The following is a 15,410-nucleotide window of genomic DNA, read 5'->3' as shown; positions in this document are numbered from 1 at the left end:
CCCCACTGAGGAGACACAATTTTGAAAGGTATTATCCTGGCGGGCGGTTCGGGCACCCGACTCTATCCTCTAACACGGGCGATCAGCAAACAGTTGCTGCCAGTCTACGACAAACCGATGATCTATTATCCGTTGTCAGCCCTGATGTTAGCTGGCATTCGCGACGTGCTGATCATCTCCACGCCCGAGCACTTGCCGCTCTTCGAACAACTGCTGGGCGACGGATCCGATGTGGGCTGTCGATTCGAGTATCAACCGCAATTGGTACCCAATGGATTGGCGCAGGCATTTGTGATTGGTCAAGAATTCATTGGTGACGACAAGTGCGCGCTCATCTTGGGCGATAACATTTTTTACGGTGCGGGACTTGCCAAGACGCTGGCCAGTTGCAGCGATCCTCAGGGTGGCATTGTATTCGCCTACCGCGTGGCCGACCCCGAGCGGTATGGCGTTGTAGAATTCGACCAGCGCCAGCAAGCCATCTCGATTGAAGAGAAACCCGCGCAGCCCAAATCCGACTTTGCCGTGCCGGGCATATACTTCTATGACAATCGTGTCATCGACATCGCTAAGTCTCTTAAGCCCTCACAGCGCGGCGAATATGAAATTACCGACGTCAATCGGCGATATCTTGAAATGGGCGAGCTGCAAGTTCGATTGCTGGGGCGCGGTACCGCCTGGTTGGATACCGGCACCTTCGCATCACTGTTGCAAGCCAGCGAATTCGTGCACGTCGTCGAGCAGCGCCAGGGGTTGAAGATCGGCTGCGTCGAAGAGGTCGCCTGGCGCCAAGGCTTCATCGATAACGCTCAACTGCTACGCCTGGCCGCCCTAACGCAACATAGCGGCTACGGACGGTATTTACAGTCATTGCTCGACTAACAAGATCGCGCGGCTGACGCAGCCGTCGTGGGCTTGGGCGACTGTGGCTGCGAAGTCGGCCAGATAACAACGCGTGTGATCGAGCTTGGGCGCACGCCAGGCGGCGCGGCGCTGAGCTAACTGTTGATCGCTGACGTGCAGCGTAATGGTACCGGCTTGCACGTCAAAGCTAATTTCATCACCGTCCTCGACCAGTGCAATAGGCCCTCCCACTGCAGCTTCGGGCGAACAGTGTACGCCAATGGCGCCGTGAGAAACACCTGAGACGCGCGTATCCGAAACCAGTGCTACCTTGCCGTCTAATTCCGGAACCGCCAGCGCCGCTGACGCAATCAGAACTTCAGGCATCCCGCTGGCTACTGGTCCAAGATAACGCAGCACGATCACATTGCCGGCTTGAATGCGTCGCGATTGAACGGCTTCGGCTACACGGCGCGCATCATCAAAGCAGATGGCAGTGCCCCGAAATTGCGGAGCCTGTAAGCTACTGACTTTGAAGACAATCCCCTGTGGAGCCAAGTTGCCAAAACAAATCTGCATGTCGGCATAAGGCTTAAACGGCTGGCCGATAGGTGCCATCAACTTCTGCTGGCGCGGCACATCGGGGACGTCTTTCAAGTTGTCGGCTAAGGTGCGGCCAGTTACGGTCAGGCAACTGCCGTCCAACAGACCTGCCTTCAACAAGTGTTTCAACAGTACCGGCGTTCCACCCAGATGATGCAAATCCACCATCGTCTGATCACCGCGTGGCGCAAAACTGCACAGGATGGGTGTGTTGCGAAATATCTCTTGCACCTCGCGCAGACTCAATGGTACCTGAGCTTCTCGAGCCAGCGCCAACAGGTGCAGCACGCCGTTGGTCGAGCCACCGATGGCGGCGATCGTTGCCGCTGCGTTGCGCAGAGACTGACGAGTCACAATATCGCGCGGACGCAGATTCATTTCTAATAGTCGCCGCACCGCCGCGCCCACTTCCAGACATTCTTGTCGTTTTGCTGGGTCAACCGCCGGTATCGAACTGCTGTAGGGCAACATCAACCCCACGGCCTCAAGTAAGATGCCCCAGGTGTTGAAGGAGGCGGCGATACCACAGCCGCCGGGTCCGGGACAGGCCACGCGACGAATCGCATCGGCCTCGGACTGTGAGATGGCGCCGACATTGGCCTGAGCCTGCGAATCGTAGACATCCAAGATGGTGACATTGCGACCCTGGTGACACCCCGGCATGATGCTGCCACCACTGACAATCAGGCCCGGAAAGTTGGTGCGCGCCAGGGCCATGGCAAAGCCCGGACCATTCTTGTCGCAATGGTGCATACCCACAAGCGCATCGTAATAATGCGAAGTAACAACCAATTCAGAGCAGTTGGCGATTACGTTGCGCGATACCAGACTCGCGTTGCCGCCATCGTGACCTTGAGTGATATTGTCGCTGACCCCAGGCGTTCCGAATGGGAAGCCAAACATGCCAGCTTGCCGACAGCCGTCAGCAATCAGTCGTGCCAATTCATAGGCATGAACATTGCAGATGTTGCCTTCCAGCAGGGGCACGCCAATTCCAATTTGCGGCCGATCGAACTCGGCTTCGGTCATACCCAGACCGTAGTAGAAAGCGGTGATCGAGCGCTGCCAACCTTGCGTCAGAAAGCGACTGTTCCAATTCAGAGGCTGCGTCATCGACTTGGTCTATCCGCCGAAATCGTCGTAGGCAATATTGTCTCTCTCGACGCCCATGTCATCCAACATCTTGAACACCGCGTCGTTCATCATTGGCGGTCCGCAAAGATAGTACTCGATGTCCTCTGGCGCTGGGTGCTTGGAGAGATAGTTATCGCGGACGACTTGGTGAATGAACCCCACGTAACCGGTCCAATTGTCTTCCGGCTTGGGTTCGGATAACGCGATGTGGAACGAAAAATTGGGGAATTCCTTCTCGATAGCTCGGAAATGGTCAATGTAGAACAGCTCGCGCGTACTGCGACCGCCATACCAATAAGACACCTTGCGGTTGGTCTTGAGGTTCCGAAATAGCTCGAAAATATGGCTGCGGAGCGGTGCCATGCCGGCGCCACCACCGATGTAAACCATTTCGTTTTGCGTGTCTTTAATAAAGAATTCACCATATGGTCCCGAAATGGTAACTTCATCGCCGGGCTTGAGTCCAAAAATGTAGGAACTCATTTTGCCAGGAGGCGTCCCTTCGGGTGCTCGCGGAGGCGGGGAGGCCACGCGAACATTCAGCATGATGATGCCCTTCTCCCCAGGGTAATTGGCCATTGAATAGGCGCGAATCACCGGTTCGTCGACTTTGGAAACATACCTCCAGACGTTGTACTTATCCCAGTCTTCGTGGAACCTTTGATCAATTATGAAGTCCTTGTATGCCACCGAATGTGGTGGAGCTTCGATCTGAATATAGCCGCCGGACTTAAAATCGACTTGCTCGCCAGGCGGCAACTCCAACACCAACTCCTTGATGAAGGTAGCCACGTTGTCGTTGGACCGCACTTTACAGCGCCATTTCTTGGTCTCGAAAACCTCATGCGGCACTTCGATCTTCATATCCTGCTTGACGGCCACCTGGCAACTCAATCGATAACCCGCCTTGGCATCGCGATTGTTGATATGGGAGCGTTCGGTATCCAGAATATCGCCGCCGCCGGAGTGAACTTTGACTTTGCATTGAGCACAAGTTCCGCCGCCGCCACAGGCGCTAGAAACGAAGATGCCTTGATCGGCCAGAGCGCCCAGCAGCTTGCCACCGCACGGAACCGACAATTTCTTGGATTCGTTGATCTCTAGCGTTACATTGCCCGAAGGCGTCAGCGATCGTCTAGCGACTAAGATCACGGCCACCAGAGCCAAGACCACAGACGTAAAGGCAACTACGCCAACAATGATCGTATTGGGTGCCGCCGGTGCGGCAACAGCCGCCACAGCTTCAGCTAACACTACTGCGTCACTTGTGACCATAACCACCCGCTCCAAAAGGAGACCCCGCGAATTCTTAGTCAAACTCTAAACTGTAACCGCCACTGGTAACCGCGCCAACCAAGCACGGGCCAAGCCAATTCAGCCGCCGCGTGCTGGCGAACACCGCTACATACCGGAGAAGGCCATGAACGCCATAGCGATCAAGCCCACCGTTATGAACGTAATTCCTAAACCTCGCAGGCCCGCCGGAATGTCGGCGTAACGCAGCTTTTCGCGAACTGCAGCCAAACAGACAATCGCCAGCGCCCAACCGAAACCCGAGCCAAGTCCGTAGACGACGCTCTCGACAAAGTTGTAGTCGCGTTGCTCCATAAACAGCGTGCCACCTAAGATGGCACAGTTCACGGTGATCAACGGCAGAAAAATCCCCAGCGTGTTGTACAAAGCTGGAACGAAGCGATCCAAGATCATCTCCAGAAGCTGCACACTGGCCGCGATCACTCCGATGTAGGTGATCAACCCCAGAAACGACAGATCCACCGTAGCGTAGCTCTGGCCCAATAAACCAGCCAAAGCGCCCTCTTTCAGCACATGCTGAAACAGCAGATTGTTCAAAGGTACGGTCAACGCCTGGACAACGATCACGGCAATTCCCAATTGAATAGCCGTCTTCACGCTCTTGGAGACCGCAATAAATGTGCACATTCCCAAGAAGAAAGAAAGCGCCAAATTCTCGATGAACACCGCGCGAATAAACAGGCTAGTCAGTTCCCCTAATTGATCCATAGCGACTACTCCTTCTCGACCTGTTCAGGATTGAAGGTTCGAATAATCCAAATGATGATGCCGATCAAGAAAAAGGCGCTTGGCGACAACAGCATCAGTCCGTTGGGCGTGTACCAACCTTCAGCCGTAATGGGCTTCAAGAGGGCCACTCCAAACAGACTGCCCGAGCCAAACAGCTCCCGGACAAAAGCCACGCTCATCAGGATAAAGCTGTATCCCAAACCATTGCCGACTCCGTCCAAGAACGACATCTTGGGGTCGTTCTTGAGCGCAAACCCTTCGGCTCGCCCCATGACGATGCAGTTGGTGATAATCAATCCCACAAACACGCTAAGCGTCTTGCTAATGTCATACAGGAACGCCTTAAGAACTTGATCTACCAGAATCACGAACGAGGCAATGATGACCATTTCCACGATGATGCGGATATTGCCGGGAATTCGGTGCCGGATCAGGCTGACCGCCGCACTAGAAAACGCGGTAACCAAAGTTACGGCGATACTCATCACCAGTGCGGTGTCCATCTTGGTGGTCACGGCCAGCGCCGAGCAAATGCCCAACACCAACAGTCCAATGGGATTGTTTTTAAAGATTGGCTTAAGGACCACATCCTTAACTGTTTGCTTTGCCATCGGCGGCTCCCTGTTGTGACGCCAAATTCTTCAGGAACGGCCCAAAGCCTTCCTGACTGAACCAATACTTGAGCAACATACTCACGCCGCGACTGGTAATCGTAGCGCCCGACAGCCCATCCACTTCGTAAGCCTGATTGGCCTCGCTGGGCGCTCCCTTGGCAACGCCCACTCGCAGATTTTCATCAACCGCCGGTTTGCCTTGCTCCCACACTTGCTGACCGATCCACTTGGCCTTCCACAGTGGATTCTCAACTTCGCCGCCCAGGCCGGGCGTTTCCGCATGTTCGTAGAAGGTCAAGCCGGCAATACTCCGCAAGTCCTTCTCCAAGCACACGAAACCATACAGCGTGGACCACAGCCCTTTACCGTAAACAGGCAGAACGACCTTTTCGATTTGGCCAGCACTATCTTTGACCAGGTAAACCCACGCCTGAGGCTCGCGATTGCTGAGTCCAATCGGATAACTGCCTTTAACCGGCTTTTGCGACTGCGGATCTTTAGCAGCTTTGCGAGCATCATAGTTGGCATCAGCATCTTCAACGAACTTTCCCGAAGCGATGTCTACCAGCTTGCGTTCGATGCGTGATTCGAATACCTGATTGATTTCGGCAGCCGTCATTTCGCCCACTGAACGATCGCCGCTCAGCCCTGCTGCCCCAACCACATTCTTCTTCAAATCCAATTCTTTGTTGGCAGCCTGCTGACTTTTCAGCCCCACAGCGGCGGCGCTGACCAACAAAGCGCAGACGACGCACAATGCAATCGTCACCAACAGCGTGTTTAACAGCGAATCCTTATTAAGCGCCATAGCGGATAGCCCTCCGTTTGATATTCGCCTGCACCACAAAATAGTCGATCAGCGGCGCAAACACGTTGCCAAAGAGAATGGCCAGCATGATTCCTTCTGGAAAGGCCGGGTTCATCGATCGAATCATAATGGTCAGCGCTCCAATCAATGCACCGTAGATCCACTTGCCGGTCTCGGTCATCGACGCGCTGACAGGATCGGTAGCCATGAACACGGTACCAAATGCAAAACCGCCCAGCACAAAATGCCACCAGGGAGGAATGCCAAACATAGGATTGGCGGGATTAGGTATCAGGTACAGCAGCGATGAAAGCACCAATGCTCCGCCACACACGCCAGCCATGATGCGCCACGAACCGATGCCGGTAGAGATCAACACCAGCGCGCCTAATATACAAGCCAAGGCGCTCGTCTCGCCCATCGATCCTGGCATCACCCCTAGGAAGGCATCCCACCAAACCAAGGACTGAGTTCCGGTGGTGGTCGCGATATTCTGCATGCAGTCCATAACCACATTGAGTTGCCCTGGCTGTACGGCTGCCAATTGCCCTAAGGGTGTCGCGCCAGAAAAACCATCGACGGCGGTCCACACTTTATCGCCACTCATGTGGCCCGCATAGGCAAAGTACAGGAAGGCTCGTCCGGTCAGGGCCGGATTCAAAAAGTTTCTGCCGGTGCCGCCGAATATCTCTTTGCCGATCACCACGCCAAACAAGATTCCTAAGGCGACCTGCCACAGTGGAATGGCTGGCGGCAAGGTAAGCGGAAACAGCAAGCTCGTGACTAAAAAGCCTTCATTGATTTCATGCTTGCGGATCACACTGAAAATCAATTCGGCGGTTCCACCGGCTGCCAAGGTGACGATGTAGACCGGAAAGAAAAACAAAGCACCGTAAACGATATTGTCCCACAGGTTCTGGGGGTCATGCCCCAAGCCCAACCAGGTGTGCAGATCATGATGCCAATCCAACTTTGGAGCAGCCCCCACTGCCTCCAAGCCTGTGATTGCCAAGTTCGCCTGATAACCGGTGTTCCACAAGGCCATGAGCACACAAGGAACCAATGCCATAACCACCATACTCATCATGCGCTTCAGATCCAGCGCATCGCGAATGTGGGTTAGACCGCGCGTTACGGCACCAGGCGCGTATAAGAACGTATCGGCAGCTTCATAGACTGGATACAGCTTCTCAAACTTTCCGCCCTTATCAAAGAGCGGATGCAGTTTATCCAGCATATCGCGCAATAGCTTCATGACTCAGACTATCCTTCCTTTTCAATTCTCAGCAAGTTGTCGCGGAGAATGTCGCCATAGTCGTACTTGCCCGGACAAACAAAGGTGCACAAGGCCAAATCCTCCTCGTCCAATTCCAAACAACCCAGCTCCTGGGCTGTTCCCGTATCGCGCGAGATCAGCGACCGCAACAACAGCGTTGGAATTAGATCCAACGGCATAACTTTCTCGTAGACGCCAATCGGCACCATAGCGCGCTCGCTACCGCCCAAATTGGTTGTCAAAGCAAAACGCTTGGCAGCCACGACTGCAGAAGCAAAGGCGCGCGTGGCTGAGAACTTGCCAAAGCCCGGCTTCTGCCAACCTAAAAACTCACGCGCAGTGCCCTCAAGCAGCACGCTGACCTGCAAGTGATAACGCCCCAAAAAGCCGCAGGGTGAATGCAGCTTGCGACCGCATAGCACAGACCCCGAAACGACTCGCTGCACACCGTCCTTCAGTTTTCCGGCGGTCAGTTCGTCTAACGATGCTCCCCAAACAGTCTTTATCAGTCGCGGCTTTTGGACTCCCGGACCTGCTAGAGAAATAACGCGAGTCGCATCCAGTTTGCCATTCAAGAACAAATGCCCAATTGCAATCGCATCTTGATAATTCAAGTGCCAATTGGTGCGTTTACTGCTGACCGGACTCAAGAAATGCATCTGCGTGCCGACCAAACCGGCCGGATGCGGACCATCGAATTCAGCGATTACAGTTCGGCTGCCAAAGTCGGTCGGTGCGTCGCTGCCCGGCTGCCGACAGACGTAGGTCTTGCCCTCAGTCAACCGAGAAACCAAGCGCACACCAGCAGCAAATTCTTCACGACGCTCACGGATGATAGCATCCGGATTGGGTGCCAGGGGATTGGTATCCATCGCGTTGATAAACACAGCGTGAGGCACCGATTGCGGCGCCGGTATCCGAGAATATGGCCGCGTACGCAGCGCCGTCCACAGTCCAGATTGCACCAGTTGGTCGACGACCTGCTGGCGCGACAGGGATTCAAGTCGGCTTGCCTCATGAGTGGCAAACAAGCGACTGGCCTGACCATCGCGCTCGATGACCAACGACTGAAACAGCCGCTTCTCGCCTCGATTGATCTCTACAACTTTGCCGGCGATAGGACTGGTAAACAGTACGCCCGGCGTCTTCTTGTCTTCCAACAGAGGTTGCCCAACCTCGACGCGCTCGCCAGTGGCCACCAGCATGGTAGGACGCATCCCGATATAGTCTTCCCCGACTAGTCCAACGCGACCTGTATCGATAGCATCCATGTGCTCGGCGGGCTGACCTTCAATGGGAATGTTCAGTCCGCGGCCAATCTCAATTCGTTCAACCATTACTGCCGCCCTTTAACTTTCCAGTGGCTGTAACAGACGCGCCTGCCCACCAGCGACCTTCCTGCATACGCGATAAATCGCCCTTTTGCAGCCAGAAACATGCTAGTTTGTGAAACCTTTCACATAGGCAAGCCAAAAAATTAGGCCGCCAAGAACTCTGCTCGGTCCAGCCCATGTTAAAGTCGCCTGGCGCATCCAGCCCAACGACCATCTCTCCAATATGACGGGCAAACTAGGTGCTGGCAATCGCAGATTCGTCCGAACTTTGCCACAGCCGACACACCAAACGCCAAAACCCCCAAACATCGCAGCTTAGCAGGCCGGCGCCGCAACGTTTCCCAGCGACGTTTTCTAGGGAAGAAATTTGCTAGCCGACGTCCACACTAAGGTTCGGTCCATTGCGATAAGCATCGCCAGGTCACGGTGAGTTTTGGCAATAAGTTTTGGCAATTCCTGAGCCTTATTTTGCACGGTCGGCTCCTGAGTGTGCTTGGGGTATACGAATCTCCCAACATAAACTATCGCAAATGGCGGTGGCTGCTGCGCACGCTGCAACCACTGGGCGCTTCACGCTCTGGCGAAAGTAGCTACTGGGGAACAGTTCTATAGCGAACGTAGCGACGGGGGTGCCAATTTTGCCGTAGGTAGCTACCTTGAGGCTGCCGAGCCGGCATGATAGCTGCGCGGCGACTGCGCGCGAATTTGCTGCCAGTCGAACAGGGTGTCTTTCATGCGACTCTCGGACATCAGTTGAGCCTGATCGAAATAGTGAGGTGAATTCGGGTCGCTGCTACTGCCGTAATTATGCAGTGACTTACTACGCACTCCCTGACTCGAAAATTCGACCACGCCAGAATAGGACGCACCAACCACCGCGTATTGATTGCGTGTCTCGCGCAACAGCGGAATAAAGATGCTGGGTGTATAGTAGACTGTAAACACAATCCCCAGTGGACCGGGAGCGCCGGCACAGGGAATGCTGGGCTTGCGGTCGCTAAATGGGATGGCGATCAGATTGGCCACATTCGGATGCCGCTGCAAGCGATAAATGTCGCCCCACCGCACTTTCCAATTCTTGAAATTCGATTGCAGCTTATTGGCAGCCTTGACCAAGGCCTCAAATTTCTTATCCGGGTTTTGGACATATTCGGGCTTGAGCGTCTCTGCCGGATAGCCGAAGCCATACAGTTCTTCGTACCAAGCAACGCACAGCGCCGAGCGTGTGCAATCGACACTCACGCGGCAATCCCAGCCGTCAAAGTGCTGTAAATAAGGCCGGGCTTGTTCGGCCAGCGCCGGCGTGGATTGCTCAAGCCGAGCGAAGTGCCTGCGTAAGGCGGGCAATTCATTGATTGCCCAGTACAATCGGGTGTCAAAGGCCAGGTTTTCGAATTGATCCAGAGTCAAGTCTTGGGCAGCGCGGAGAATCGATCGGCTGACCTGGGCGCGGCGCTTGTCATCGTGCTGATCGGTCACCATATACGGCGGGAAATCAAGTCGCGATGGATTTCCGTCATCGGTCGTGGTAAACGGTGTTGCATTGCAACTCTGCACATATCCGGTTGGCGGATTGATCACCTGCGGCAGTTCGTCTACGGTGTGTAGCCCGCGCCAGTCGGTGCGGGGATCGTTGCCGTCGACGGGCTTAGTCCAATCCCAGGCCGGATCGCGGCGCGGAACGACACCGCTGTACAGGTACAGGATGTTACCCTGATCATCGGCAGCCACCGTATTGAAAATGGGCAGACCCTGCATGCCCATGGCATCACGCACTTGATAGACGTTCTCACTACGCAGCATCTGCTTGAGCTGACTAAGGAAATCATGCTCAAACAGATTGGCGCATTGATATGCCTGGAATGTGCCATCCTTATTCTGTTTGACGATCGGACCATGATGCGTCTTGCGCAGCACCAGCCTGCGCGTCGGCTGCCCCTTGACTTTGATTTCTTGCTGCCACTGAGTGGCTTCCCGTAGCTGCTCCCCATGGCGGTAATGATTGGGCTGATCCGACTCGAATTTGACATTCCAGACATCGAACACATCCGGCTCGTTGACTGTAAAACTCCAGCCACAGCGGTGGTTGTGGCCGATGGCTGGCAGGGGACTGCCGAAGAAGGCTGCTCCATAGAAGTCAATCCCGTCGTCGGTGCGAATGTGCCCCTCGTACCATTGGCCGTATCCATAAAATGGTTGATGCGGATTGATGAATAGCATCGTCGAACCAGCCGCCGTTTTCGATGGCCCAACCGCCCAGGCATTGGAACCGATTTGGGCCACAGCATCACCAGAGCCCATGGGATTCATGCCGGTGTTGATGTGATTGGACAGGCACGACAGCTCCAAGTAGACACGACGCCCCAGCGCCAACAGGTGCCAGGGCTCGAATCGGGTCAGCAGTCGCGGTTTGACGTCCGGATTCTTGGCCAGGTAATAGTTCAAGCCTTCGATAAACGCCTCACCGACCTCGCGGTTTTCTCCCGTATATTGAACGTAGTCTTGTTCGGTACGGCGAGGTATCTCGAAAGCATGTGTCAGGGTGTCGCTATCGACGCCCGTCGCGCCATTTAGCTCGGCGTAACGGCCCAACGACCAGACGATGCTGTCTTCGACTTGCCAAAAGTAATCCTCGCACTGGCAATAGCCAAACGCAAAGGCTGCTGCCGGAAGATCACGCGCGTCGATATGCGGCACGCCAAACTGGTCGCGGTAGATGGTCGAGCGGCTGGCCAGCTTCTGGGCTAATTCGGAAACCTCCGCTGCGGCGGCCGGACCCGGCACAAGCCAGCATACGGCCAATCCACAGCTTACCAGCCAGCCTGCCAGCGGTAGCCCAATAACGCGGCACCTTCCACGTACTGACGAGAGACTGCTAGCTATCACGTTATCCAGCTGTGTATAAGAACCATTCAAAGGCATCGAATCGACTTCCAGAAAACTTGTGAACATCACAAAAAGGCGGCGTGATTGGCGGTGGTCCAACCAACTTACGAACGCCGCTCACGGTACGACCATTCTAATGCAAGCTGCCAATATGGGAACGCTGGGCGACTCAGACAGCCCTTGTAGACTATAATTCTTTCCGAGTATCATCTTTTCTCAGCCTCATCCCGTTCAATTGCGCGCCGCATTTCCATGCGAGCGGTCGACCATTTGACACCTAATCCATGCTTCAGCCCGACAAACAAACACGCAAGCTCCTCTTGGGCTACGAAGGCCGTGAAAGGATGCGCACGGCATGCCGATTCAACGCGCAGTTGATGGACGAAGTCCGTCGTCGGATTCGTCCCGGCATAACCACGGAGTCCATCGACTCGCTAGTCTACCAATACACGCGCGACCACGGGCATCAACCGGCCACGCTAGGATACATGGGGTTTCCTAAGAGCTGTTGCATCAGCGTCAACGATGTCATCTGTCATGGCATACCCGGCCCACAATCACTGCGTGAAGGCGACATCGTCAATATCGACATCACCACGATCGTCGAAGGGTGGTATGGTGATCAGTCCGAGACGTTCATTATCGGCAGTGCCAGCGCCGAGGCCATCGCGGTAACTCAAGCGGCATTTGACTGTATGCACTTGGCGATCGACGCGCTCTCGCCGGGCTGTCCCGTCAGCACGATTGGCGATGCTATTGTGCGCGAGGCACATCGGCGCGGGTTTTCGGTGGTGCGCGAGTACGTCGGGCATGGGCTCGGTCAAGTCTTCCACCAACCACCTAACGTCCCTCATTTTCCGGATCGAAAATCGCGTCAACAGCGGCTACTGCCCGGCATGTGCTTTACGATTGAGCCGATGATCAACGCCGGCACACGCTTTACGAAGCTGGACAAGTCCGATGGCTGGACGGTGCGCACTCGAGACGCACGCTTGTCGGCGCAGTTCGAGCACACGATACTCATGGCCGAGGATGGTCCAGAAATACTGACTCAGACCCAAGACGGGCCACAACGCGGCCATCGCTTCAGCACCTGACTTTGCATCGCAAGGTAGGGTATGCGGTGGGGGTACACAGCTACGTAGGGTGGGACCAGCGGGGTCGTGAATGGATAAATATGTTTGAGGCAGTTGGATTTTTTTCACAGCGCATGAACTTCAGATGCAGAACCGTCCAGATGCAGAACAGTTCGGCCCCGCGCCGGCCCAGCAGCAGCTTTGCATCGTAGGGTCGGACGGGATTTATTTCAGCCCCGATGGTGGGCCGGCGGTCGCGGGACTGTGGTGGTGTGATAATTAACGGTTTTGGATTGAGTTTGTTGGCTATTTGCGCCGCGACCGAGACCCACCTAACGAAGCTAGGCAGGGTTTTCGCCGTCTGGCGACGGTAGCTACAATAGCCCGCTGGCTGTGGTTAATCGAATCATTGTGTACGCAATTGCCCCTGGGAGCATCGGAATTGAACTCACCATCCGCCGGATTTCAGCAGCAACGTTCTCTGGCGGCTTTCGAGCGCGCTTGCAACAGGATGCCGGGCGGAGTCAACAGTCCAGCCCGGGCGTTCGGGGCAGTCGGTGGCCGGCCACTGTTTATCCAGCGCGCTGCAGGGCCATTCCTGTATGACATCGATGGCAATCGTTTGATCGACTATATTGGATCGTGGGGGCCGATGATTCTGGGTCATGCTCGCAAAGAGGTCATCGAGTCGATTGTGCTGGCGGCTGAGCGCGGTACTAGCTACGGTGCACCTACCGAATCGGAATCACAATTGGCAGAGTTGATCTGCGCCGCCATGCCCAGTATTCAAAAACTGCGTTTGGTCAGCAGTGGAACGGAAGCCACGATGAGCGCCATTCGCTTGGCGCGCGGAGCGACCGGGCGCGATGTCATCGTGAAATTCTCTGGCAACTATCATGGTCACGCCGACAGTTTACTGGTAGCCGCCGGCAGTTCGGCAGCTAATCTGGGTGTGCCGGATTCACCAGGCGTGACCGTCGGCACCAGTCGCGATACTTGCGTCATGCCCTACAACGACATTCAAGCGCTGGAAGCGCTGTTCGCCGAGCGTGGCCAGTCCATTGCGGGAGTGATCTTGGAGCCGATCGTTGGCAACATGGGCTGTGTAACGCCGCGAGAAGGTTTCCTACAAACCGCACGCCGCCTATGTGATCTATCAGGTGCAGTGCTGATTTTTGATGAAGTAATGACCGGCTTTCGCGTGGCTTATGGCGGTGCGCAACAGTTGTACTCGGTCATCCCGGACATCACGACTCTGGGCAAGATCGTAGGCGGTGGCATGCCGCTGGGTGCCTACGGTGGCCGCGCTGACTTGATGGACAATGTCTTGCCTGCAGGCAAGATCTTTCAAGCGGGCACCCTCAGCGGAAATCCGGTTGCCACTGCGGCTGGCATTCGCACCTTGGAATTGTTGCGCGACGAGAATCCCTATGACTTGCTTGAGCGACAATCGCGGCGACTGGCTGAGGGACTGTCGGCGGCCGCGACTGCTGCGGGGATTGCCCACCAATTACAGCGAGTTGGCAGCATGATGACGCTGTTCTTTAATCCGAAGCCGGTGTGGAACTGGGACGACGCCGCCAAGTCGGACCGCACGCGCTTTGGCAAGTACTTCTGGGGGCTGATTCGCCAAGGAGTCTACATGCCGTGCAGTCAATTTGAGGCTCTGTTCGTATCAACCGAGCACAGCACGGAACTAATTGACCAGACAATTGCGGCAGCCAGGCGCGTCCTAGCTGACCTGTAAATCCTTGGGTCTGGCAGCATGCGTGCGGACGGAATTCGTTCCCAGAATCCGCAGGGAAGGCCCTGATTTTGAGGCTCCGCTCGGACTCACGGTGCGACCGCAGGTCTGTCGAGCCGCCCAAAAGCCGCCAAAGCCTGGAAGACGGTCGGGCTACCTGCCGAAGCCCAGCAACCAGAGGGTGCGGAGACGAGTCACCTCAGGCTTTTTGTCGGATGCATCGGGACGACCCAATTGACCTGTGTTTTTGGTAGGTTTGCGATATAACTCTGGGACACCTGGGTCGAAACAGCGACCGGCGGATTAGGCTGGCAGCTTTTACCAATCAAAAGGACAAGTGAATGCGAAGTATCATTGTGTGTGCCCTCGTAGCGCTAGTGGCGGTCCGAGTCGGCGGTCAAGAGAAGCTTGAAATTCTGGACACTAAACCGGCCAAGCCAGTTGGTGATGTGGTGTCCTATGGCCTAGGTTTCAACTATGGCGCGAACCTGGCCAGTCAAGGCGTAAAGGCCGAAGATATCGTAGAAGCTGATTTCGTGCGCGGCCTGCTGCGAGGATTGAACTTGGTCGAGCCAGAGGCTACGAACGAGCAACTGCAAGCTGCCATGCAGCAATTCGTGGGCAAACTTGAGAAGCGAAGGAGCGAGATGATTGCTGCCAAGCTCGTTGAGTCGATGAAGTTTATTGAAGAAAACAAGAAGCAAGAAGGGGTTCAGGTTACTGCCAGTGGCCTGCAATACAAGATCATCAAGTCTGGCAGCGGCGCGACCCCGACGGCGGAAAGCACGGTCACGGTACACTATGAAGGCAAGCTGACAGATGGACGCATTTTTGATAGTTCAATCAAACGCGGCGAACCGTTCACAACCCCCGTTGGCAAAGTCATTCCCGGATGGACCGAAGCCTTGCAGCGAATGAAGGTTGGGGACAAGTGGATGCTGTACATTCCACCCAATTTGGGCTATGGCGAACAGGGCTCGCAGGGCGCCATTGGACCCAATGAGGTCCTGATTTTTGAAGTCGAACTATTAGAAGTTAATTAACTACGG

Annotated in this window: 12 protein-coding genes; 4 read left to right on the top strand and 8 right to left on the bottom strand. The window is 55.3% G+C overall.

Annotated elements, in window-relative coordinates; translation table 11 throughout:
• Positions 1–21: 21 nt before the first annotated feature.
• Positions 22–882: a glucose-1-phosphate thymidylyltransferase RfbA gene (rfbA, locus tag KF752_13355; protein MBX3422535.1), complete on the top strand. Its 861-nt coding sequence runs from the start codon at positions 22–24 to the stop codon at positions 880–882.
• On the opposite strand, the gene KF752_13350 is transcribed toward rfbA, so the two are convergent.
• From KF752_13350 to KF752_13315, 8 genes are all read right to left on the bottom strand, one after another.
• The gene (locus KF752_13350; protein ID MBX3422534.1) at positions 868–2,559 is read right to left on the bottom strand and encodes a dihydroxy-acid dehydratase; all 1,692 of its coding nucleotides are present in this window, start codon (positions 2,557–2,559) and stop codon (positions 868–870) included. The genes rfbA and KF752_13350 overlap by 15 nt on opposite strands.
• 9 nt (positions 2,560–2,568) lie before the next feature.
• A complete protein-coding gene (nqrF, locus tag KF752_13345; GenBank protein ID MBX3422533.1) occupies positions 2,569–3,855 on the bottom strand; it encodes an NADH:ubiquinone reductase (Na(+)-transporting) subunit F in 1,287 nt (428 codons plus the stop codon).
• A 126-nt stretch (positions 3,856–3,981) separates the two neighbouring features.
• On the bottom strand, positions 3,982–4,602 hold the full coding sequence (gene nqrE / locus KF752_13340; protein ID MBX3422532.1) for an NADH:ubiquinone reductase (Na(+)-transporting) subunit E: 621 nt from the start codon (positions 4,600–4,602) through the stop codon (positions 3,982–3,984).
• 5 nt (positions 4,603–4,607) lie between these two features.
• Positions 4,608–5,234, bottom strand: a complete 627-nt coding sequence (locus KF752_13335) for an NADH:ubiquinone reductase (Na(+)-transporting) subunit D (GenBank protein ID MBX3422531.1) — start codon at positions 5,232–5,234, stop codon at positions 4,608–4,610.
• Positions 5,215–6,045 (bottom strand): Na(+)-translocating NADH-quinone reductase subunit C, encoded by an 831-nt coding sequence (locus tag KF752_13330; protein ID MBX3422530.1) that lies wholly within the window; start codon positions 6,043–6,045, stop codon positions 5,215–5,217. The genes KF752_13335 and KF752_13330 overlap by 20 nt, the downstream gene beginning before the upstream one ends.
• Positions 6,035–7,300 (bottom strand): NADH:ubiquinone reductase (Na(+)-transporting) subunit B, encoded by a 1,266-nt coding sequence (locus KF752_13325; GenBank protein MBX3422529.1) that lies wholly within the window; start codon positions 7,298–7,300, stop codon positions 6,035–6,037. Before KF752_13325 ends, KF752_13330 begins: the two co-directional genes overlap by 11 nt.
• 8 nt (positions 7,301–7,308) lie before the next feature.
• Positions 7,309–8,658, bottom strand: a complete 1,350-nt coding sequence (locus KF752_13320; GenBank protein MBX3422528.1) for a Na(+)-translocating NADH-quinone reductase subunit A — start codon at positions 8,656–8,658, stop codon at positions 7,309–7,311.
• 648 nt (positions 8,659–9,306) lie between these two features.
• Positions 9,307–11,577: a penicillin acylase family protein gene (locus KF752_13315; GenBank protein ID MBX3422527.1), complete on the bottom strand. Its 2,271-nt coding sequence runs from the start codon at positions 11,575–11,577 to the stop codon at positions 9,307–9,309.
• Positions 11,578–11,825: 248 nt separating this feature from the next.
• Between KF752_13315 and map the strand changes: the two genes are divergently transcribed.
• The 3 genes from map (at position 11,826) to KF752_13300 (ending at position 15,404) form a co-directional block, all read left to right on the top strand.
• Entirely contained in the window at positions 11,826–12,638 is an 813-nt protein-coding gene (gene map / locus KF752_13310) for a type I methionyl aminopeptidase (GenBank protein ID MBX3422526.1), read from the top strand.
• Between the two features lie 490 nt (positions 12,639–13,128).
• A complete protein-coding gene (gene hemL, locus KF752_13305) occupies positions 13,129–14,364 on the top strand; it encodes a glutamate-1-semialdehyde 2,1-aminomutase (protein MBX3422525.1) in 1,236 nt (411 codons plus the stop codon).
• Positions 14,365–14,702: 338 nt separating this feature from the next.
• Entirely contained in the window at positions 14,703–15,404 is a 702-nt protein-coding gene (locus KF752_13300) for an FKBP-type peptidyl-prolyl cis-trans isomerase (GenBank protein ID MBX3422524.1), read from the top strand.
• Positions 15,405–15,410 lie beyond the last annotated feature (6 nt).

The sequence above is a fragment of the Pirellulaceae bacterium genome (genome assembly GCA_019636385.1).
Lineage (GTDB): Bacteria > Planctomycetota > Planctomycetia > Pirellulales > Pirellulaceae > Aureliella.
The sequence above is the reverse complement of the archived record's forward strand: the minus strand, read 5'-3'. Positions and strand labels throughout refer to the sequence as shown.